The sequence below is a fragment of the Polaribacter sp. Q13 genome, assembly GCF_016858305.2.
Taxonomy (GTDB): domain Bacteria; phylum Bacteroidota; class Bacteroidia; order Flavobacteriales; family Flavobacteriaceae; genus Polaribacter.
The window spans coordinates 2029560-2051024 of the sequence record NZ_CP074436.1 but is presented as its reverse complement, the minus strand read 5'-3'; the positions used below and the strand labels follow the sequence as shown (position 1 = coordinate 2051024).

General features: G+C 30.2%; 15 protein-coding genes. 11 read left to right on the top strand and 4 right to left on the bottom strand.

Features of this window, described 5'->3' with window-relative positions:
* Positions 1 to 26 precede the first annotated feature (26 nt).
* From JOP69_RS08645 to JOP69_RS08635, 3 genes are read left to right on the top strand one after another with little or no spacing between them, the layout of a single operon-like run.
* Complete coding sequence (locus JOP69_RS08645) at positions 27 to 1940, top strand: nucleoside-diphosphate sugar epimerase/dehydratase (protein WP_203394091.1); 1914 nt, start codon at positions 27 to 29, stop codon at positions 1938 to 1940.
* 25 nt (positions 1941 to 1965) lie between these two features.
* Positions 1966 to 2733 carry a polysaccharide biosynthesis/export family protein gene (locus JOP69_RS08640; protein WP_203394090.1) on the top strand — a complete coding sequence of 256 codons (768 nt, stop codon included), beginning with the start codon at positions 1966 to 1968 and terminating at the stop codon, positions 2731 to 2733.
* A 3-nt stretch (positions 2734 to 2736) separates the two neighbouring features.
* Positions 2737 to 5130 (top strand): polysaccharide biosynthesis tyrosine autokinase, encoded by a 2394-nt coding sequence (locus JOP69_RS08635; RefSeq protein ID WP_203394089.1) that lies wholly within the window; start codon positions 2737 to 2739, stop codon positions 5128 to 5130.
* A 33-nt stretch (positions 5131 to 5163) separates the two neighbouring features.
* On the opposite strand, the gene JOP69_RS08630 is transcribed toward JOP69_RS08635, so the two are convergent.
* Entirely contained in the window at positions 5164 to 5901 is a 738-nt protein-coding gene (locus JOP69_RS08630) for a tyrosine-protein phosphatase (protein WP_203394088.1), read from the bottom strand.
* Positions 5902 to 6057: 156 nt separating this feature from the next.
* On the opposite strand from JOP69_RS08630, the gene JOP69_RS08625 reads away from it, so the two are divergent.
* Positions 6058 to 6909 carry an N-acetylglucosamine kinase gene (locus tag JOP69_RS08625; RefSeq protein ID WP_203394087.1) on the top strand — a complete coding sequence of 284 codons (852 nt, stop codon included), beginning with the start codon at positions 6058 to 6060 and terminating at the stop codon, positions 6907 to 6909.
* 216 nt (positions 6910 to 7125) lie between these two features.
* Here the strand turns inward: JOP69_RS08625 and murF are convergent, their stop codons facing one another.
* The gene (gene murF, locus JOP69_RS08620; RefSeq protein WP_203394086.1) at positions 7126 to 8382 is read right to left on the bottom strand and encodes a UDP-N-acetylmuramoyl-tripeptide--D-alanyl-D-alanine ligase; all 1257 of its coding nucleotides are present in this window, start codon (positions 8380 to 8382) and stop codon (positions 7126 to 7128) included.
* Positions 8383 to 8449: 67 nt separating this feature from the next.
* A complete protein-coding gene (gldJ, locus tag JOP69_RS08615; protein WP_203394085.1) occupies positions 8450 to 10120 on the bottom strand; it encodes a gliding motility lipoprotein GldJ in 1671 nt (556 codons plus the stop codon).
* Between the two features lie 202 nt (positions 10121 to 10322).
* Between gldJ and porU the strand changes: the two genes are divergently transcribed.
* The 7 genes from porU (at position 10323) to JOP69_RS08580 (ending at position 20643) form a co-directional block, all read left to right on the top strand.
* Positions 10323 to 13721: a type IX secretion system sortase PorU gene (porU, locus tag JOP69_RS08610; protein ID WP_203394084.1), complete on the top strand. Its 3399-nt coding sequence runs from the start codon at positions 10323 to 10325 to the stop codon at positions 13719 to 13721.
* 43 nt (positions 13722 to 13764) lie between these two features.
* Positions 13765 to 14919: a type IX secretion system outer membrane channel protein PorV gene (gene porV, locus JOP69_RS08605; protein ID WP_203394083.1), complete on the top strand. Its 1155-nt coding sequence runs from the start codon at positions 13765 to 13767 to the stop codon at positions 14917 to 14919.
* Between the two features lie 81 nt (positions 14920 to 15000).
* The gene (gene cdd / locus JOP69_RS08600; RefSeq protein WP_203394082.1) at positions 15001 to 15483 is read left to right on the top strand and encodes a cytidine deaminase; all 483 of its coding nucleotides are present in this window, start codon (positions 15001 to 15003) and stop codon (positions 15481 to 15483) included.
* Positions 15484 to 15659: 176 nt separating this feature from the next.
* Positions 15660 to 16040: a group III truncated hemoglobin gene (locus tag JOP69_RS08595; protein ID WP_203394081.1), complete on the top strand. Its 381-nt coding sequence runs from the start codon at positions 15660 to 15662 to the stop codon at positions 16038 to 16040.
* 149 nt (positions 16041 to 16189) lie between these two features.
* A complete protein-coding gene (locus tag JOP69_RS08590) occupies positions 16190 to 17254 on the top strand; it encodes a 3-oxoacyl-ACP synthase III family protein (RefSeq protein WP_203394080.1) in 1065 nt (354 codons plus the stop codon).
* Positions 17255 to 17494: 240 nt separating this feature from the next.
* A complete protein-coding gene (gene guaA, locus JOP69_RS08585; protein WP_203394079.1) occupies positions 17495 to 19030 on the top strand; it encodes a glutamine-hydrolyzing GMP synthase in 1536 nt (511 codons plus the stop codon).
* The gene (locus JOP69_RS08580; protein WP_203394078.1) at positions 19021 to 20643 is read left to right on the top strand and encodes a LysM peptidoglycan-binding domain-containing protein; all 1623 of its coding nucleotides are present in this window, start codon (positions 19021 to 19023) and stop codon (positions 20641 to 20643) included. The genes guaA and JOP69_RS08580 overlap by 10 nt, the downstream gene beginning before the upstream one ends.
* A 273-nt stretch (positions 20644 to 20916) precedes the next feature.
* On the opposite strand, the gene JOP69_RS08575 is transcribed toward JOP69_RS08580, so the two are convergent.
* Entirely contained in the window at positions 20917 to 21432 is a 516-nt protein-coding gene (locus JOP69_RS08575) for a DUF2892 domain-containing protein (protein ID WP_203394077.1), read from the bottom strand.
* Positions 21433 to 21465: the final 33 nt, after the last annotated feature.

Here is a 21465-nt window from a genome sequence, read left to right as displayed (position 1 = left end):
TTTGTTAATAAATAGCACCCCAAATAATGATAAGAAATTTTATTTTAAGAACATTAGATAAGTATGCGTCTAAATGGATTGTATTTTTTGTAGATCTATTTTTAGTTTTTGTTTCATTTTTTATCGCTTATTTTATACGATTCAATGTTAGTTTTAACTTTAATGTCAATAACTTACTAAACCAAATACCTTTTGTGTTGTTTTTTGCGGTTGTAAGTTTTTTAACAGTAGGTTCTTATAAAAGTATTATTAGACATACGGGTATTAGAGATGCTTTTAACGTGTTTATTGCAAGTTCATTATTATGCGTACTTCTTCTTTTAGCAGTTACTTTTAATGTTTTTTTTAAAGTTATAGATTCTTTTTACATACCAAAGTCAATACTTATTATTCATTATTTAGTAACCACTTTAGTGCTTATATTAAGTAGATTTATTTTTAAATCTTTTTATGACGTTCTTTCTATAGAATTAGAATCGATTCATAATGTTTTAATATATGGAGCTGGAGAATCGGGTATTATATCTTTTGGTGCCTTAAATAGAGATAAAAAAAATAATTACGACGTTATTGGCTTTATAGATGATAACAAAAATAAAATTGGAAAAAAAATAGATAGAGTAAAGATTTATAATCCAAAGTTGATTACAAAAGAATTTATTAAAAAGTATGCTGTTGATGAAGTAATTATTTCAATTCAAAAAATAAAACCCAATCGATTATTAGCGATAACAGATAAATTTATAGGGTTAGGTATTGATGTTAAAATTGTACCAGCTTTATCTAAATGGATTGATGGCGATTTTAATGCAAACCAAATTAGACAAGTTAAGATTGAAGATTTGCTAGACAGAGCACCAATTATTATAGACAATCCAATTGTGCAAAGAGAAGTTAATAATAAAGTGGTGTTGGTTTCTGGTGCAGCTGGTTCTATTGGGAGTGAGATTTCTAGACAATTAAGTTTGTATAATTGTAAATTAATAGTACTAATAGATCAGGCAGAATCTCCTTTGTATGATTTACAACAGGAGTTAATTCAAAAAGGAATTACCAATTTTGTAGCGATTGTGTCTGACGTAAGAGATCGGTTTAAAGTAGAACGAATCTTTAAGAAATACAAACCTCAAAGAGTTTTTCATGCAGCAGCATACAAACATGTTCCTTTAATGGAAAAATCTCCTTATGAAGCCATTAAGGTAAATGTGTTAGGAACAAAAAATATAGCAGATTTGTCTAATGAATATGGCATAGAACGGTTTGTGATGATTTCTACGGATAAAGCTGTAAACCCAACCAATGTGATGGGGGCTTCTAAAAGGATTGCAGAATTATACATTGGTTGTGTAAGTAAAGCTTCTAAAAAAACGAAATTTACCATTACGAGATTTGGGAATGTTTTGGGGTCTAATGGTTCTGTAATACCATTATTTAAAAGACAAATTGAAAACGGAGGTCCTTTAACAGTAACTCATAAAAAAATTACTAGGTATTTTATGACCATTCCTGAAGCGTGTAGCTTAGTGTTAGAAGCCGGTACTATGGGGAAAGGTGGAGAGATTTATATTTTTGATATGGGGAAATCTGTTAAGATTTTTGAAATAGCAAAAAGGATGATTTATTTATCTGGTTTACGGTATCCTGAAGATATAGATATAAAAGTTACGGGTTTAAGACCTGGAGAAAAATTATATGAAGAATTATTGGCAGATGGTGAGAATACGACTAAAACGTATCATGATAAAATAATGATTGCGAAAACTCATGAGATAGATAATTCCGTAGTTAAAATAAAAATTGATGACTTATCACTTAATTTTGATAAATTGAATAATAGAGAACTTGTAAAATTAATGAAAACATTAGTTCCTGAATATGTGTCAAATAATTCTGAGTTTGAAATATTAGATGTAAGACCTAAGGAAGTCAATATTAAATAGTATTTTTGCAAAAAAAGAAGAAAATATGATTAAAGTTAAGATAACCATACTTTTAATGGTTTTAGGGATGTCCTCTTGTGTTTCTAATAAGGATATTGCTTATTTTCAGTTTGATGAAATTGATCAAAGTAAGGTCAGTAATAAGTTTGAGACCGTTTTTAAACCAGATGATTTATTACAAATAACCATTTCTTCAGATGATATAGAGGCTACTAAACCTTTTAATTTACCGGCGGTAACCTTTGGTACTACTACTGGTTCGGCTTCAGGAACGCCTAAACAGCAGAGCTATTTAATAGATAGTAAAGGGGAAATTGATTTTCCTATATTAGGGAAATTAAAATTAGGAGGCCTCTCTAGAGAAGCTGCTTTGCAATTGTTAAAAGGGATGTTGTCTCCAGATTATGTTGCCAATCCAACGATAAATATAAGCATTGCTAATTTTAAAGTGACGGTGTATGGAGATGTTAAAAAACCAGGGACTTTTACCATACCAAATGAAAGAGTGAGTATCTTAGATGCTATAGGTTTGGCAGGTGATTTAAATATATCAGGAAAAAGAGATAATGTGTTGGTGATTAGAGAGGAAAATAATAAGAAAGTTAAATATAGAGTCAATTTGTTATCTAATAAAACCTTAACCTCACCTGTATTTTATTTACAACAAAATGATGTGGTATATGTAGAACATAACAAAGCAAGGATTCAATCTGCTTCTTCAAACTCTAATACAAGTCTATTTATATCTATTACAGGATTAATTATAACTGTAGCAACATTTTTAACAAGATAAATAATGCAAATACAAAAAGGAAACACTAATTTTAAAGGTAGTGAAGAGGCAGAAACTCTTAATATTAGAGAAGAGTTAGAAAAGTACCTATTTCATTGGAAATGGTTTGTTTTAGGAGGTTTTCTTTCTGTTGCATTGGCTTTTTTGTATTTACGATATAGTACATCTCAATACAGTGCATCTACTTCTATTATGATAAAAGACAATCAAAAGTCTGGTATTTCAAAAGAATTAGAGGCTTTTAAAGACATGGGGATTGTAGGAGGTGGTTCTTCTAATAATACAGATAATGAGATAGAGATTTTAAAGTCTAGAAAGATTATTGGAGCTGTGGTAGATTCTTTAAACTTAACAACCCTTTATTTTGAGCAAGGAAGAATAAAGAAAACAGAGGTGTATGGTAATAATCCCATTCAAATTGTTTTTGATACTAATAATACATTCTTTTTACAACAAAAAAAAGACACTTCTTTTACCGTTAACATTTTATCAGAAAGTAAATATGAGTTGAAAGATATTGAAGATAATTTTATCTCGTCACATGGTTTTAATAAAACGGTTAACTCTGGTATTGGTAATTTCAAAGTATTAAAAACAGATAAATTTGATTTTAAAGAAGAAAATAAATTTTATATAACGCTCCTAAAAAGAAGTAAAGTTATAGATGTATATAAAAATAAATTAGATATTACTACTGTAAGTAAAAATTCAAGTGTTTTAACCTTATCTTTTAAGCATCCTGTTAAGGAAAAGGCAGAAGATTTTTTAAATGAATTGGTAAAACAGTACAATTTAGATGCTATTAAGGATAAAAGTGAAGTCTCTAGAAAAACAAAAAAATTTATAGATGATCGTTTAAAAGCCATTGGTAAAGATTTAAACGCTATTCAAGATAGAGTGAAGAACTTTAAAACGGATAATAAGATTACAGGATTATCTGCAGAAGGTGAATTGGCTTTGACTACGGCTTCTAAAAATAACGAAAAACTGATAGAAATAAAAACGCAGTTAAATATAGCAGAAGGTGTTTTAGAAAATATCAAGAAGCAATCGAATACAGACGAAACCTTACCTCAAAATTTAGGTTTTTCGGAGGGGGCTATTTCTGAATCTATTAAATCGTATAATGAATTAGTGGTTTATAAAAATCGGTTAAGTGTAAATGCTGGAGATAAGAACCCACAAATAATACAGTACCAAATAGAAATTAATGCTTTAAAAAGAAATTTAAAGAATAGTATAACGAATTTAATTTCTTCATTAGAAACGGAGTACAATCAAATTAATAGTGAGGCTAATAGAATAAACTCTAAAGTATCTGCGATTCCAGTTTTAGAAAGAGGTTACATAAATATAGGTAGAGAGCAAGAAATAATTTCTGGTTTGTATTCTTATTTATTAAAGAAAAAGGAAGAAACAGCAATTTCATTGGCGGTAACCGTGCCAAATGCAAAAATTATTGATGTTGCGTATAGTGATGGTATTCCAGTTTCACCTAAAAGGAAAATTATCTTTTTAGCTGCATTATTATTAGGGGTATTAATTCCTTTTATAATCATTTACCTTAAAAACTTATTAGATACCAAAATTCACACGAGAAAGGATATCGAGGAGTTAACAACGGTGCCTTTTATTGGAGATGTACCGCATTCTGAAACGAATGAGAAGATTGTTATTGGTAATGATGCTAGAACGAGTACAGCAGAAGCCTTTCGTTTAATTAGAACTAATTTAGACTTTATGTTGTCTAATAGAGAGGGGAGTGAAGGTAAAACAATCTTTATTACCTCTACGACCAGTGGAGAAGGAAAATCATTTATCTCTATTAACCTTGCTGCAGCACTTTCTTTATCTAATAAAAAAGTATTGCTAATGGGTATGGATCTTAGAGCTCCAAAAGTTACTGAGTATCTAGGAATCCCAGAACGAAAAGGAATAACCAATTTTATTACAAACGATAGTATTTCTTTGGATGATCTAAAATTTTCGATCCCTGAAATTAAGGGATTAGATATTATTGCATCTGGAGTGATACCTCCAAATCCGGCAGAACTTTTATTGAGTTCTAAAATTAAAGATATATTTGAAGAGGTTAAAAAGGATTATGATTATATTATAGTGGATACTGCACCCGTTAATTTAGTTACGGATACGTTATTAGTAGCCAAGTATGCAGACATGTTTTTATATGTGTCAAGAGCTAATTATTTAGACAAGCGTATGCTAAATATTGTACAGACGTTGTATAATGAAAAGAAATTGCCTAATATGGCTATCGTTCTTAACGATACGGACATGACACGAGGTTATGGTTATGGGTACGGCTATGGTTATGGTTATGGAAACGGTTATGTGGAGGAAGTAAAGAAACCTTGGTACAAAAGAATATTAAAGTAATAAAAAAAGCATCCATTTGGATGCTTTTTTTATTTATAAGAACTTTTTATTATTATCTAAAAGGTGTTTAATTTTTTCTAAATTCTTTTTAGTTCCAATTTTTTTAAGCAATTCTAAATGGTTACTATGGTGGGTATCGCTACCTACAAAATCATATAAATTTTCTTTTAAAATCTTTTCAGAAACTTTTTGCACTCCTTTTCCGTATTGTTCCGTTAAGGATAATAAATTTAATTGAAATAAACAGCCAGCTTTTTTTAATTTATAATAATGGTTAAAATCATTGTGAAAAAAACCATACCGCTCTGGGTGAGCTAAAACGGGTTTGTATCCTTTAACTTGTATTTCAAAGAGAATGTCATATAAGTTTATGGGCGCACTGAAATAAGACATTTCAACAAGAATATAATTGTCTTTTAAAGTAAGAATATCATTGTTTTCTAATAGTTCAGAAAACTGTTCATCCATCATGTATTCTGCAGCAGCATTTATAGATATATCGGTAATATTTCTTTTTTGAAGTGCAGCTTTTACTTCTTCAAGCTTTTCCTTTATAGTTTGTGAAGAATTTGGATAAACATCTCCTAAAACATGAGGTGTGGTTATAAAATTTTTAATTCCGTAAGAACGCATCTTAGAAATTAATGCGATGGATTTGTCTAAATTTTTAGCGCCATCATCGATTCCTGGGAGTAAATGAGAATGAATATCTATAAAATCTTTAGGAAAGAAATCGATTAATGGAATTACTTTCTTTTTAAAAAAGAGCATGTTATTTATGTTTATTACAAATTTACAATAATTAAATACAGTTTTTAAATCTTATTGGTATTCAGATTAAATTTTTTAATACGAAAACGATTGAAAATTGATTTCCTATTGTATATGAGTTTTACTTGTAATATCTTTGGTTAAAACAAAATAATTATGATTTTAATTGCAGATGGTGGCTCTACTAAAGCAGATTGGATTGCTATAGATAAAAATAAAAAAGAAGCTTTTAGAACTAGGACTTTAGGTTTAAATCCTGCTATTGTGCCAGAAGAAGAGCTTTATAACAGAATAATTAATATGTTTCAATTAATTAATGTTAAAGACGAAGTAGAGGAAATTCATTTTTATGGAGCGGGTTGTGGAACTCCAAAACCTATTCAAATTTTAAAAACTATTTTAGAATCTATTTTTGTAAATGCAAAAATATGTATAGCGGAAGATATGTTAGCGGCTGTGTATGCAGCAACAGGTAAAGAACCAGCTTTAGTTTGTATTTTAGGAACCGGATCTAATAGCTGTTATTATGATGGTGAAAAGATGGAGATGTTAGTGGCTTCTCTGGGATATATTTTAATGGATGAAGCTAGTGGTAATTACTTTGGTAAAAAGTTGATTATTGATTACTTCTATAATACAATGCCTAGTGATATTGCTAAGAAGTTTAAGGAAGAGTTTGATCTTGATCCAGATTATATTAAGAGAAATTTATACAGAGAACCAAATCCTAATATGTATTTAGCTTCTTTTGCCAAATTTATGTTTGATTTTAAAGAAGAAAAATATATTAAGAAAATTATAAAGAATGGATTTCAAGAATTCTTTAAATATAGAATTTTACCATATAATAAAACGGCAGAAACTCCAATTTACTTTATAGGATCGATAGCATATTATTTTAGAGACATTTTAGAAGAAATGGCTAAAAAGAATAATTTAGTAATTACAGATGTAATACAAAGACCTATTGATAAGTTACTTGAATATCATATAAATAATATTAGTTAATTATTAGTTATCTATTATTTTTTGATAGATTGATAAACCTTTTTTTATAAAGCAATTTAGTGGGTTCTTTAAATGATACACTTATTTTGTTGAAATAATTTTATTGTGAAAAGGCAGACTAATTTTAGTTTAAATTACATCTATTTATGATGCCGTTAGAGTCAAGTCTTGGTTCTAATAGTGAGTCAGGCTTAGGTCTATTATCGAACCATAATATCAATTAATAATTTCTAACAGTCTTTCTAAACGCATTCCTCTTGAACCTTTAATCAAAATTGATTGCTGTTTAAGAGGATTGTTTTTTAGATGAAGCAGTAGCTCTTCAAACGTTTTATACGCGTTGTTCTTTGTTTTTGTTTGATAAAAATTCTCACCAACAAAAAAACAATTATTAAAATGTAGTTGCGCTACTAAATCTACAATATTTTGATGTTCTTCTATACTTGTTTTTCCTAGCTCAAACATATCACCCAAAATTACAGTTTTGTTTTCTTCTTTAATAGCTTCAAAATTTTCTAAAGCAGCTTTCATGCTTGTAGGATTTGCGTTATATGCATCTAAAATAACTTTGTTCACCGTTTTTAGGATGATTTGAGAACGATTGTTTTCTGGAGTATAGTTTTCTATACCATCCTTTATATCGGTGTCAGAAACCTTAAAATAGCTTCCAATAGTGCAGGCAGCGGCTATGTTTGTGTAATTATATTTTCCGATAAGATTGCTTTGAACAGATTTAGAATTTAAAGATAGTTTTACAAACGGATTTACCTCTAAAAACTGTAAGTTATTGTTAAAAGAAATGGATTTTATATTGATAGTTTTTTCTACTTGTACAGCATCTTGTGGGTTTATAAATGCAATTTTACCGTTTTCTTTTAGGTAGGTATATAGTTCACTTTTAGCTTCAATAACACCCTTAATTCCTCCAAAACCTTCTAAGTGGGCTTTTCCAAAATTGGTAATATATCCAAAATCTGGTTCACAAAGTGTACAAAGAAATTCTATTTCTTTTTTATGATTTGCACCCATTTCTACAATTCCAATTTCAGTTTCAGGAGTCATAGAAAGTAGGGTAAGAGGTACGCCAATATGATTGTTTAGATTCCCTTTGGTTGCTGTAGTTTTATATTTTGTTTTTAAAACAGCATTTATTAATTCTTTGGTAGTTGTTTTTCCATTGCTACCTGTTAACCCAATAATTGGTATGTTTAAAACCTTTCTGTGGTGGTTTGCTAGTTTTTGGAGCGTTTCTAAAACATCATCAACTAAAATAATATTGGGTTCATGGCTATGTGATTCTTCGTCTACAATGGCGTAATCGGCACCTTGCTTTAAAGCTTCTTTTGTAAAATTATTTCCATTAAAATTATCGCCTTTTAGGGCGAAAAATAAAGTATGGTTTCTAATAGTTCTTGTGTCTGTATCTACAAGAAAATGTTTGGTATATAATTGGTAAATTTCTTCGATTTTCATCCTTTAAAAATAAAAAAACCTCACTGTAAATCTTACAGTGAGGTTATATTTTTTAATAAATATTTTATTATCTAACTGAGTTTCTAGCCTTTTTTTTCTTAGAAGACATTGGCCCTACTTTATCCGTTACACATCTAAAACCAATAAAATTGGTAGCCATATATTCTGGTAAATATCTTCTTTGAGCTGGGTCTAACCAATATTCTCCATCAGACCATGCACCACCTTTGTATACTCTTGTTCTATTACTTATTAAGGTAGTTCTTTTTTTAGCATCATTTACTAATATTTCTCTACCTGTTTCTGGGTCTATTTCTTTTGTAGGGTTTCTTGGCGAGTTGTACATACTTGGTTTAGATCCAAATTGATCTTCTTCTTCTTCATAAAATCTAGAAGAATTTAAGTCACCATCACCAATATCTGTATTGTCAGAAACAGAAAAATTTCTTCTTAAGGTAGCATCATCTTTAGTAATAGGAATGTATTTAATAGTACCAGGGAATTGTTTAGGAGTAATAACACCATTTGGTAGCGTATCGTATTCTACTTCTGCTGCGCTAGAGCTATTCACTATCACAACTTTCCCGTCTTTATCAATCATCTTTTTAGTAAAAATATTACCTCTAAAGTAATTAAAATCATTTGCTTCATTATCTATAATAGGTCTGTAAACATCTGCAACCCATTCTGCCACATTTCCAGACATGTCGTATAATCCGAATGCATTTGGAGGGTAAGACTTTACTATAATAGGAATGTCAGAACCATCAGTACTCCAACCAGACAAACCACTATAGTTTCCTTCACCTTGTTTAAAGTTAGCCATTTGATCTCCTCTATGTCTTTTTTTTGTTTCTCTAGAATATTTACCATTCCAAGCATATTTCTTTCTACCTCTAATGTTATTGTATTCTCTGTTTTCTATATTCGCTTTAGCTGCAAATTCCCATTCTGCTTCTGTTGGTAGTCTGTATTTCTGACTTAAAACGCCGTCTGCTTGGGTAATTTTTCTTCCTTGAAAAGAACCTTTATTATTTTTAATAGGACCTCTAGATCTTATTCCTCTTTTGTAAACAGTAGTATCTCCATCAAAAAGATTATCAGAATCTGCTAAGAAAACATCGGTATCAAAGAAGTTTCTAATACTGTCGTTTTCAAAAATATTTTTAATGTACCCTTTGTCTATTAATTTCTTTAAGTTTACTGCATTTGTACGCCATTTACAGTATTGGTTTGCTTGTAACCAGCTAACTCCCACTACAGGATAATCTGAATAAGCAGGATGTCTTAAGTAATTTTCAGATAAAATATCAGTATTACCTAAACTTTTTCTCCATACTAAAGTGTCTGGTAAAACGGAATTATAAATGTGTTTGTATTTTTCTTCTGATGGAGGAAAAACATCTTTTATATTTTGAATATATAAAAAGTATTCAGAGTTGGTAACCTCCGTTTCATCCATGTAAAATGAACGAATATGCATTTTTTTAGGGGTTGTATTCCAGTCAAACATAACGTCATCTTGTACTTGTCCCATTGTAAAAGAACCACCTTCAATAGCAACCATTCCTAAAGGAATTTCTTGTCCGGCTGTTTCATTTCCTCTTATATAATTACCATACTTAGGATTGTTAAAAGGCAATCCTGTAAGTGTCGATTTTCCTGAAGTTGATTTACTACAACTAGCCAATGTTAAGACAGATAGTAGAACTAAGGATGTTTTTAATACGTTTCTCATTTCCTAATTAAAAATTAGTTAAGGGTTTTTATTATAGCGATGCAATTTACAATAATTCTACAGTCATACAAGTAAAACGGAAAATTTAACGCTTCATTTTTCTTCTCTTATCTGTTTAAACGACTGTTTTTTAAATTTAGTATAATTTATCTTTGTAAGTACTAAAATATCTATAATTTATTTGCGTTATTTGAATATTATTATGAGAAAACAATTTTTAACGCTTTTTTTTATTTGTTTCATTCACTTAATTTCCGCTCAGAGCAGTAATTCTGTGCTTTCTTCCGGAGACTGGTTTAAGTTTTCTGTTGATACTACTGGAGTTTTTAAAATTAATAAAAGCCTATTGCAGCAAATAGGAATTTCTACAAATGGCTTAAATCCTAAGAAAATTCGCATTTATGGTAATGGAGGAAGTCTTTTGCCCGTTTTAAATGCGGATGAAAGATTTAAAGACTTACAAGAGAATGCCATATACATAGAAGGAGAAGCCGATGGCTCTTTTGATAATGATGATTATATTTTGTTTTATGCAAAAGGGCCACACGATTGGAAAGGTACAACTGCTAGTAACATAAAACATAGGCAAAATATTTATTCTGATAAGGCATATTACTTTATTACTGTGTCTAGTGTAGATGGAAAAAGAATACAACAAAAAGCACCAATAACTACTGCAACTACGGCACTATTTGATACTTTTGACGATTATACTTTTTACGAAAAAGACGAAAAAAACTTAATTGCTGCAGGCACACAATGGTTTTTTAATCAGGATTTTAATATAGAAAACACACAGAATTTTAAAATACCTTTTAATAATGCAGTTCCAAATACAGATGTTAAAGTTTTAGTTAGAGGTGTTTCTACCTCTATCAATTCTTCCTCTATGGCTATTAATGTAAATGGTGCATCTGCTGCTACTTTAAATTTCTCTGGAGCAAGTGGAGCAACAAAGGCAAATACAGGTGAAGTATCTGTAAGTTTTATAAACTCAGCAAATCTATTAGATTTTTCTATTACCTATAATAATGGAGGAAATCCTTCTGCCACCGCTTTTTTAGATTATATTGAAATTGTTGGTAAAAAACAATTGATTGCAGCCGGAAAGCAATTTTCTTTTAGAAGTTTTGAGCAAGCAAATACTATAGGTACAGTAGAATATCAAATTCAAAATAGTACAAATATTTTTCAAGTTTGGGATGTTTCAAATTCCATAGAACCACAAAATATACAGAATGAAATTACGGGAAGTAGCTTTAATTTTAAAGATAATGGTGGTTTATATATAAATGGGAATTTAAAAGAATATATCGTTTTAAACGAAAATGATTACTACACGCCAAAAGCATTACAAAATGGACGCGTTGCTAACCAAAATTTACATGCCTTAAAAGAGCTTAATTATATTGTTATTACAAATGATGACCTTTCTAGTGAAGCACAAAGGTTAGCAGATTATCATCAACAAAACTCAGGGTTATCTACAAAAGTAGTTTTGTTAAATGAAATTTATAACGAGTTCTCCTCTGGATCAAAAGATATTACCGGAATTAGAGATTTTCTAAGACATCTTTATCTGACATATTCATCCGAAGAAACAAAACTAAAATATGTGTGCTTTTTTGGAGATGCTTCTTACGATTATAAAGATAGAATTACAGGGAATAATAATATTGTACCCGTAAAATTGTCAGATATAAGTTTCAATTTAGCAAGTTCTTGGGTTACAGATGATTTTTATGTGATGTTAGGTGAAACTGCCGGAGGTATGAGCTCTAGTGATAAAATTGATGTTGCATCAAGTAGAATTCCGGTTTCCACAGGTACTGAAGCAAAAGATGTGGTTGATAAAATTTTATCTTATTATAATAAAAATGCATTTGGTGATTGGAGAAATACAATAACCATGTTGGCAGACGATATAGATGAAAGTGGAGAGGAAGTTTTACAACAAGGAGTAGAGTCTATTGCAGATGAGATTAAAGTTAATAAACCAATTTTTAATATTAGTAAAATCTATTTAAATAACTATGTACAAGAAAATTCTTCTGGAGGAGAACGTTATCCAGAAGTTAATGAGGCAATTACTAATGCTATAGAAAAAGGAACTTTAGTTTTTGATTATTTTGGACATGGAAGTGAAGACGGATTTGCTTCAGAAAAAATATTGACAAAATCACAAATTCAGGGTTTTAATAATCCTAGTACGTTGCCGCTTTTGATTACTGTTACTTGTGATTTTTCTAGATTCGATAACCCCAATAGAATTACTGCTGGTGAACTTACATTATTAAATGCAAATGGAGGGGCTGCAAGTATGATAACCACTACAAGAGAGGTTTATATTTTTACAGGGCAAAAGTTTAATGAAGAATTAATTCGGGTTTTACTTGAGTTTAAAGATGAAGACTTATCAATTGCGCAATCTTTAATGGAAACAAAGAATAGTTTTACTAGCACTCAAAAATTCTTTATTTTTCATTTTGGAGATCCTGCTATGAAATTGGCAATACCAAAACCAAAAGTAAGCATTACAGAAATGAATGGTAAAGATATTTCTCAATTAGACACCTTAAAAGCTTTGTCTAAAGTTCGTTTTAAAGGAGAAATTTTAGATGATACTAATGTCTTGTTATCAGATTTTAATGGAACTTTATCAACTACAGTTTTTGATAAAATAATTGATAAAACGACTTTAGATAATGATGGTTTTGGAATAACAATGCCTTTTGATACGCAAGATAGTAAGTTGTTTAAAGGAAAAGCTACGGTAAAAAATGGCGTATTTGAATTTGATTTTATTGTACCAAAAGACATTAAAATAGCATACGGAGAAGGTAAATTAAGTTTTTATGCAGAAAACGGAACTATAGATAAAGCAGGTTATAATGTAGATATTGTTGTTGGTGGTATTGATAAAAATGCGCCAGAGGATACGGTTGGTCCAGAAATAAAACTATTTATGAATGATGAGTCTTTTATTGATGGAGGAAATACCAATGCGTCGCCTAATTTAGTGGCAGTTTTATCCGACACTAGCGGAATTAATACGTCCATTACTGCGGTAGATCATGATATTGTAGCGGTTTTAGATGGCGATAACACCAACCCAATTATATTAAATGACTTTTATGAAACCGAATTAGACGATTTTACTAACGGTAAAGTCACTTATAAATTAAGAGATTTAGAGGTTGGGCCACATACTATAAAAATAAAAGCTTGGGATACGTATAATAATTCATCTGAACTTACGTTAAACTTTGTGGTTGTTAGTGATGCTATACTAAATTTAGAAAACGTATTAAATTACCCAAACCCTTTTGTAAATTATACAGAATTTTGGTTTAACCATAACAAACCGAACGAAAGTTTAGAGGTACAGATACAAATTTTTACGGTTTCAGGTAAATTAGTAAAAACAATCAACCAAAATATACCAAACGCAGAAACCTTAGTAAGAAGTGTTACTTGGAATGGTTTAGATGATTTTGGTAATAAAATAGGTAAAGGAGTTTATGTCTATAAATTAAGAGTAAAAGCTACAGCAAGCGGTCTAGTTTCAGAGAAATATGAAAAATTAGTAATACTTCAATAAAAATTAGATATTTGTCAAATAAAAATCAGAATAAAGAAATCAAATGAAGAAATTAACAATCTATTTTATATTATGTGCGTTTGTTACGATTAGGACAACGGCACAAACTGAAATAAACACAGATAATATTGGAGGAATTACCACAGCGGTACCATTTTTATTAATTACACCAGATGCAAGAGCAGGTGGTATGGGAGATGTTGGGGTTGCAACTTCTGCAGATGCCTTTTCTCTTTTTCATAATGCTGCAAAAATGACGTTTAGTAATAGACAAGTGAAAGCAGGTATTACCTATTCTCCTTGGTTGCGTAATTTAACAGATGATATTTTTACGGGAAGCGCTTCTTACATGAATCGTTTTAGCGAAAATGCTGCTTGGGGAGCAGATTTAAAGTATTTTTCTTTAGGTCAAATAGATTTAACAACATCCGATGGAACTGATAACGGTTCTATTAACCCAAATGAATTGGCCTTTACAGGGGCATATTCTTTAAAATTAAGCGAAACTTTTTCTATGGGAGTTGGTTTAAAGTATGTGCGTTCTAACTTAACTTTTAATGGAACAAACAGTACTTTAAGACCAATAAATTCTTTTGCAGTAGATATTTCTGGATATTACCAATCTTTCGAAGAAAACTATGGAAATTTTAACGGACGTTATAGATTAGGATTTAATATTGCTAATATTGGTCCGAAGGTTTCTTACAGCCCAGGGAGTGATGACTTTATTCCAACTAATTTAAAATTAGGGGGTGGTTTCGATTTTATTTTAGACGATTATAACACTATTTCTACCACATTAGAATTCACAAAATTATTAGTACCAACTCCACCAATTAGAGATACGGATGGAACTATTTTAGAGGGAGAAGATGATAATGTTGGTTGGGTAAGTGGTATTTTTCAATCTTTTGGAGATGCTCCAGGAGGTTTTAGCGAAGAAATAAAAGAATTTACATACGCTTTTGGTGCAGAGTATTTATACAATAATGCCTTTGCTTTAAGAGGTGGATATTTTCATGAAAGTGCAGATAAAGGAAATAGACAATATTTTACGTTAGGTGGTGGGTTTAAAACCAACGCTTTAAATGTAGATTTATCTTATTTAATTAATTCTTCAGACGTAAATAATCCATTAGAAAACTCGTTGCGTTTTTCATTATCATTTGATTTAGGTGAAGTTTTTGATGACTATTAAAAGTCAATTATTTTTAGTAATTTTATAACAATATTTAAAAGCAGTCAAATAAGGCTGCTTTTTTTTGACGAATAGATTTTTATGAGAAAAATTGAAGTTTCAACATCCGCAACTGTTTATAAAGATATTTCAGAACTTTCTGTAGAAGACCAAAAGTTAATGCAAAAAGCAATTGAAGCTAGAAAAAAAGCCTATGCTCCGTATTCTAAGTTTCATGTTGGTGCAGCTTTGTTATTAGATAATGGAGAAATTGTTTTAGGAAACAATCAAGAAAGTGCGGCGTATCCTTCTGGTATGTGTGCAGAAAGAGTTGCTATTTGGAAAGCAGGATCTACCTATCCGAACATGAAAATAAAAAAGTTAGCAATTACAGCTAGTTCATCAATTACTAAAGTAAACAAGCCAATTGGACCTTGTGGCGCCTGTAGACAAACATTATCAGAATACGAAATCAATCAAAAAACACCATTTCAGGTGCTGTTTATGGGAGAAGTAGGTGAAGTTGTCGTTACAGAATCGCTACTTTCACTATTGCCTTTTTCTTTTGATAGTACCTATTTATAATATTTTTTAGGGCGTTTTAACGGGCTTGGAATTTATCTTGAGCGTAGTCTAAAGGCTATATCTTTTTGCTAAAAAAGCAAAAAGGATGTCGTTTCAATCCCTAACGCAAACAAATAGTAAATTTGTAAACACTTGTAATATTTAAAGAACTTTTTAGAAGCTCAAAATAATAAAAAATGAACCCAGATATTTTATCAAGAAAAGACATAAAATTTATCATCACAAAATTTTATAACTTATTATTGGCAGATCATAAAATGATTCCTTTTTTTGAGGATATTGTTGCGCAAAATCAATTAGAAGAACATTTAGATGTTATTTCTGATTTTTGGAACGATATTCTTTTTGATACAAATACCTACTCGAACAATGTAATGAAAAAGCACGTAGATAAAAACGTATTTGTAGCCTTTAAGAAAGAGCATTTTGCCATTTGGATGTCGTATTTTTTTGAAACTATTGACGCCAATTTTGATGGTGAAAATGCGGATAATATGAAGAACAGAGCTAGGTCTATAGCCACTGTTATGGAGTTAAAACTAGATTTATATAAATAAAATAAACCCAATTTTCTCTATTTTGTAGTTTGTTTAAAATAGTAGTTTTGAATATCATTTTTTGTAAGATATTTTAATTCTATTTGTAGCGAAATGTGTACTTTAGAGGGCTAATATTTTTTTAGCAAAATAATATATTAATATCAATTATGATTTCATCAAAAATAACAGGAACAGGTACTTTTATCCCCTCTATAACTAAAGAAAACAAAGATTTTTTAAACGAAAACTTCTTAAATGAAGATGGTTCAACTTTTGATTCTGATAACGATGTAATTATAGAGAAATTTAAAGCGATTACCGGTATAGAAGAAAGAAGATATGCAAAACTAGATTACACTTCTTCGGATTTAGCTTTCTTTGCGGCTCAAAAAGCAATTGAAGATGCTAATATTAATCAAGAAGATTTAGATTATATTATTATAGCTCATAATTTTGGAGATGTTAAAGCAAGTGGAAATCAAAGTGATTTATTACCAAGTTTAGCTACAAGAGTAAAGCATAAATTAGGTATAGAAAACCCTAATTGTGTTGCTTATGATATTCTTTTTGGTTGTCCAGGTTGGATAGAAGCAACCATACAAGCACATGCATTTATAAAGGCCGGTATGGCAAAAAAATGTTTGGTAATTGGTTCGGAAACATTATCTAGAGTGGTAGATAAACATGATAGAGATTCTATGATTTTTAGTGATGGTGCTGGAGCTTGTATTTTAGAAGCTACGGAAGAAACTGGTGTGGGTATTTTAAGTCATGGAACCCAAACTTTTACAAAAGACGAAGCGTATTATTTACATTATGGAAGTTCTTTTAATAAAGAAGCAGACCAAGATGTTAAATATATAAAAATGTTAGGAAGAAAAATTTATGAATTTGCTTTGATTCATGTTCCTGCAGCAATGAAATTTGCTTTAGATAAAAGTGGTGTTGAAATAGATGATGTTAAAAAGATATTCATTCATCAAGCCAACGAAAAAATGGACGAAGCTATTATAAAACGTTTCTTTAGATTGTTTAAAAAGAAAGTTCCAGAAGGGGTTATGCCTTTAAGTATTACTAAGTTAGGTAATAGTTCTGTAGCAACGGTACCTACACTTTTAGATTTGGTATTAAAAGGTAAAATAGAAAACCAAGAAGTAAATAAAGGAGATGTAGTTATTTTTGCTTCTGTAGGAGCAGGAATGAATATAAATGCGATAGTTTATAAGTTTTAAAAAGTAAAATAATAAACAAATACAATAAGTTATAGCGCGTTTAGTATGCTATTACTAACTTTAGAAAAGGAATAAAATAAGACTCAAGAAAACATTTTTCTTGAGTTTTTTTATGCTTTTTATTTTATGAAAAGCAAGTATACTTTAAGAAGTACTCGTAATTAATATTTCTTTGTAATCTTAGTAAAAAATCTTTACAAACTTTGTGTTCAGTTTCAATTCAAAATATTATTTTTGCGCATGCAACAACACAACGTACTTATTTTAGATTTCGGATCGCAATACACACAACTAATTGCAAGAAGAGTAAGAGAATTAAACATTTACTGTGAAATTCATCCATATAATCATCTACCAAAAAACCATGCTGAATTTAAGGCAGTTATCTTATCAGGTAGCCCAAACTCTGTAAGAGGAGAAAATGTTTTACATCCAGATTTAGCAGAAATTAGAGGAAAAAAACCTGTTTTAGCAGTTTGTTACGGAGCGCAATATTTAGCACACTATGCAGGCGGACAAGTAGCTCCTTCTAATACTAGAGAGTATGGTAGAGCAAATTTATCTTACATAAAAAGTAATGAAACTTTCTTTGAAAATATTTCAGTAGGTAGCCAGGTTTGGATGAGTCATTCAGACACTATAAAAGAATTGCCAACTAATGGAGAGTTATTGGCAAGTACAAAAGACGTAACAAATGCGGCTTATAAAATTAAAGGAGAAGAAACTTTTGCTATTCAATTTCACCCAGAAGTATATCATTCTAAAGATGGTAAACAACTTTTAGAAAACTTTTTAGTTAAAATTGCAGGTGTTGCTCAAACATGGACACCAGATTCTTTTGTAGAAAGTACTGTAGCAGCAATTAAAGAAAAAGTTGGTAATGATAAAGTAGTTTTAGGTCTTTCTGGAGGTGTAGATTCTTCCGTAGCAGCTGTTTTATTAAACAAAGCAATTGGAGAAAATCTATATTGTATTTTTGTTAATAATGGACTTTTACGTAAAAATGAGTTCGAAACCGTATTGAAGAGATACGAAGGTATGGGATTAAACGTTAAAGGTGTAGATGCATCGGCACGTTTTTTGAAAGCCTTAGAAGGTTTAACAGATCCAGAGAAGAAAAGAAAAGCAATAGGTAACGCTTTTATTGAAGTTTTTGATGATGAAGCACATCAAATTACAGATGTAACTTGGTTAGCACAAGGAACAATTTACCCAGATGTTATTGAGTCTGTTTCTGTAAATGGAGGTCCATCTGCAACCATTAAAAGTCATCATAATGTGGGAGGTTTACCAGATTATATGAAATTGAAAATTGTAGAACCTTTAAAAATGATTTTTAAAGATGAAGTAAGAAGAGTGGGGGCTTCTATGGGAATAGATCCAGAGTTATTAGGACGCCATCCTTTTCCAGGACCCGGTTTAGGAATTCGTATTTTGGGAGACATTACCGCAGAAAAAGTAAGAATTTTACAAGAAGTAGATGCTATTTTTGTAAATGGATTAAAAGAAGACGGTTTGTATGATAAAGTTTGGCAAGCAGGTGCTATGCTACTGCCCGTAAACTCTGTAGGAGTAATGGGAGATGAAAGGACGTACGAAAAAGTAGTGGCTTTAAGAGCAGTAGAAAGTACAGATGGAATGACAGCAGATTGGGTAAATTTACCTTATGAATTTTTGCAAAAAACATCTAATAAAATTATAAATCAAGTAAAAGGTGTAAACAGAGTTGTGTATGATATTAGCTCTAAACCACCTGCAACTATAGAATGGGAATAATGTATATGAAACATGTAAAATTTTTTGTTTTTCTATGTATTTTAACGTTTACCGTATCGTGCGGTCAACAAAAAAAATACGTTCAGTATAAGGTTAAAGAAGGTGAAACAATGAGAGGGATTGCCCAGAGATTGGACATGAAGACTAAAGATTTGCTTCGCTTAAACCCGGATGTTGGAAGAAACCCTGGAGTGAATTCAGTAATCGTAATACCGAATAAAAAAATAAAAGCAGAAACTACTACCAAAGGTAGTAAAGCAGATGAAGTTGTAAAAACAACTGCTGATAAAGCTTCCGCTTTAAAAGATAAAAAGGATAAAGATATAGCAGCGCTTAAAAAGAACTTTGTGGTTTATGAAGTTAAAAAAGGGGATACTTTCTATAGTTTAACTCGTTTTTATAATGTAACGCAAGAAGAATTGATAACGCTGAATCCTGTTTTATCAGAAGGATTAAAAGTAGGTCAGGTTATAAAGATTAAAGGCATAGAAGAAGGAGAAGAAGTGCTAGAAAATCATATCTATGAAGATGTAATTGAAGAAGATATTTCTTTAAAAGTTGCTTTATTATTACCTTTTAAAGCGCAAGAATACAATACGGTTGATGCTAAAGATATTTTTCAGAAAAGTAAATTAGCAAATATGGTAACAGATTTTTATTTAGGTGCCAAAATTGCTGTAGACTCTATTAGAAAACAGGGAATTCAAGTAGATTTAAATGTTTTTGACACGCAAAAAAATGGTACAGAGATTAGAACTATTTTAGCTCAAAATGATCTGAATAAAAATGATGTAATTATTGGCCCTTTGTATTCAGAAGAAGCAGAAATAGTTGCACATAAGGTAAAGGTGCCGGTTGTTTTTCCTTTTTATTCTACGAAGCAGTCTAAATTTAGTGCGTCTAGTTTAATAAAAACATCACCAGAGAAAAAAGTGTTTAGAGAGGAATTAACATCTTATATCAAAGAGAACTTTACAAAAGGAAATTTAATTCTAGTAGGAGACGGAAAAGCAGATTCTAACATTTCTAATGCTGTAATTAAACAATCCTTACAATCTCATGATTCTATTTCTGTAGTTCATATTTTAAAACCAACTAAAGGGTATATAGCTAAAAAACGTTTCCTAGAAATTTTGAAACCAAATGAAGATAATTGGATAATTTTAACCTCAGGTAACACGGTTTTAGTGGCAGATGCTATTAATAGTTTAATTAGTTTGCCAGAAAAAACAAGTGTTCAGGTTTTTACTTTTAATAAAGGTGCTGCATTCGATAAAATAGCAAATTTAAAGTTGGCTAAAATAAATTTAACCTATGTTAGTGATGAATATGTAAATGAGGCTTCTGCATCTACCCAGTTATTTAATAAGCAGTATTTTAGTAAAAACAATGCGATGCCTTCTTTTTATGCTACCAAGGGTTTTGATATTACGTATGATATTTTAATTCGATTAGCATCTGGAGATGATTTAAAAAATACTTTTAAAGAAGGTGCTTCTTTTAGAATAGAAAGTAAGTTTGATTATACCGATAAGTCTACAGGGATTTCAGAAAATAAAGGATTATTTATTGTTAAATATAATAATGATTTAAGCTTAACAAGGTTAAAGTAAAAAGGTAGTAGCGTAAGTTAGATTAAGTAGAATGTTTTTTAGAAGCTATTTTCTGCTTTTACTACTCGCTTTTTTATCCGATAAACATCAGAACAAAAAAGAGCTCAAAAAATATCCTGTCTTGAGCTTAACGGAAGGTAAGGCTTTATAAGAGCTAAGGAATTTTGTTAGCTTAATGCTTAAAGAGTAGTATAAGTTATAATTAAGGAAATATAAGTCATAAAAAAATCCGCTGAAAAGCGGATTTTTTTTATATCAGTAAAAATGAAAAAACTAGATTTTCTTCATTTGATCTTTCATCATTTTCATTTGATCTTTTAACATTCCATGTTTATCTAATTTTTTAGCTTCTGCCATTAAATTAGTTGCTTCACGTTTACGTCTTTTTGTCATAGCAATACCCGCCAACTGTAATTTTGCCATGGCTAAGTCATGATCCATAGGTAGACCTATTTTGACAGCCTTACGCAAATACTTTTCTGCTTGTGTAATGTTTGTTTGGCTTAATATAATTCCGTGTAAATAATTAAAATAACCTTGTTGTTTTACAATTAAAGCAGCTTCTGGGTTTTTAATATACCCCAACCATTTTTTAGTTCCTTCAAAATTTTGTTTACGCAGTTGTAAAAATGCCAGTAAAATAAATTCGTTTTTAAAATAAAATAAAACAAAAATTCCTGCTAAAAGCAATATTGAAATTCCGTTCATTATATTTCCTTGACTAAATTGATAAACAGCCCAAACTGAAATTAAACCAGCTAAAATTAATTTTATATTTTTATGAAACATATTGTTTTTTATTGTTAATAAATCAATTGCAAA

Bases quoted from the DNA above. Each gene is read 5' to 3' on its own strand.
- JOP69_RS08595 (WP_203394081.1), top strand. From the start codon at position 15,660: ATGAACCCAGATATTTTATCAAGAAAAGACATAAAATTTATCATCACA.
- JOP69_RS08640 (WP_203394090.1), top strand. From the start codon at position 1,966: ATGATTAAAGTTAAGATAACCATACTTTTAATGGTTTTAGGGATGTCC.
- porU (WP_203394084.1), top strand. From the start codon at position 10,323: ATGAGAAAACAATTTTTAACGCTTTTTTTTATTTGTTTCATTCACTTA.
- JOP69_RS08580 (WP_203394078.1), top strand. From the start codon at position 19,021: ATGGGAATAATGTATATGAAACATGTAAAATTTTTTGTTTTTCTATGT.
- gldJ (WP_203394085.1), bottom strand. From the start codon at position 10,120: ATGAGAAACGTATTAAAAACATCCTTAGTTCTACTATCTGTCTTAACA.
- murF (WP_203394086.1), bottom strand. From the start codon at position 8,382: ATGAAAATCGAAGAAATTTACCAATTATATACCAAACATTTTCTTGTA.
- porV (WP_203394083.1), top strand. From the start codon at position 13,765: ATGAAGAAATTAACAATCTATTTTATATTATGTGCGTTTGTTACGATT.
- JOP69_RS08590 (WP_203394080.1), top strand. From the start codon at position 16,190: ATGATTTCATCAAAAATAACAGGAACAGGTACTTTTATCCCCTCTATA.
- JOP69_RS08575 (WP_203394077.1), bottom strand. From the start codon at position 21,432: ATGTTTCATAAAAATATAAAATTAATTTTAGCTGGTTTAATTTCAGTT.
- JOP69_RS08625 (WP_203394087.1), top strand. From the start codon at position 6,058: ATGATTTTAATTGCAGATGGTGGCTCTACTAAAGCAGATTGGATTGCT.
- JOP69_RS08630 (WP_203394088.1), bottom strand. From the start codon at position 5,901: ATGCTCTTTTTTAAAAAGAAAGTAATTCCATTAATCGATTTCTTTCCT.
- guaA (WP_203394079.1), top strand. From the start codon at position 17,495: ATGCAACAACACAACGTACTTATTTTAGATTTCGGATCGCAATACACA.
- cdd (WP_203394082.1), top strand. From the start codon at position 15,001: ATGAGAAAAATTGAAGTTTCAACATCCGCAACTGTTTATAAAGATATT.
- JOP69_RS08635 (WP_203394089.1), top strand. From the start codon at position 2,737: ATGCAAATACAAAAAGGAAACACTAATTTTAAAGGTAGTGAAGAGGCA.
- JOP69_RS08645 (WP_203394091.1), top strand. From the start codon at position 27: ATGATAAGAAATTTTATTTTAAGAACATTAGATAAGTATGCGTCTAAA.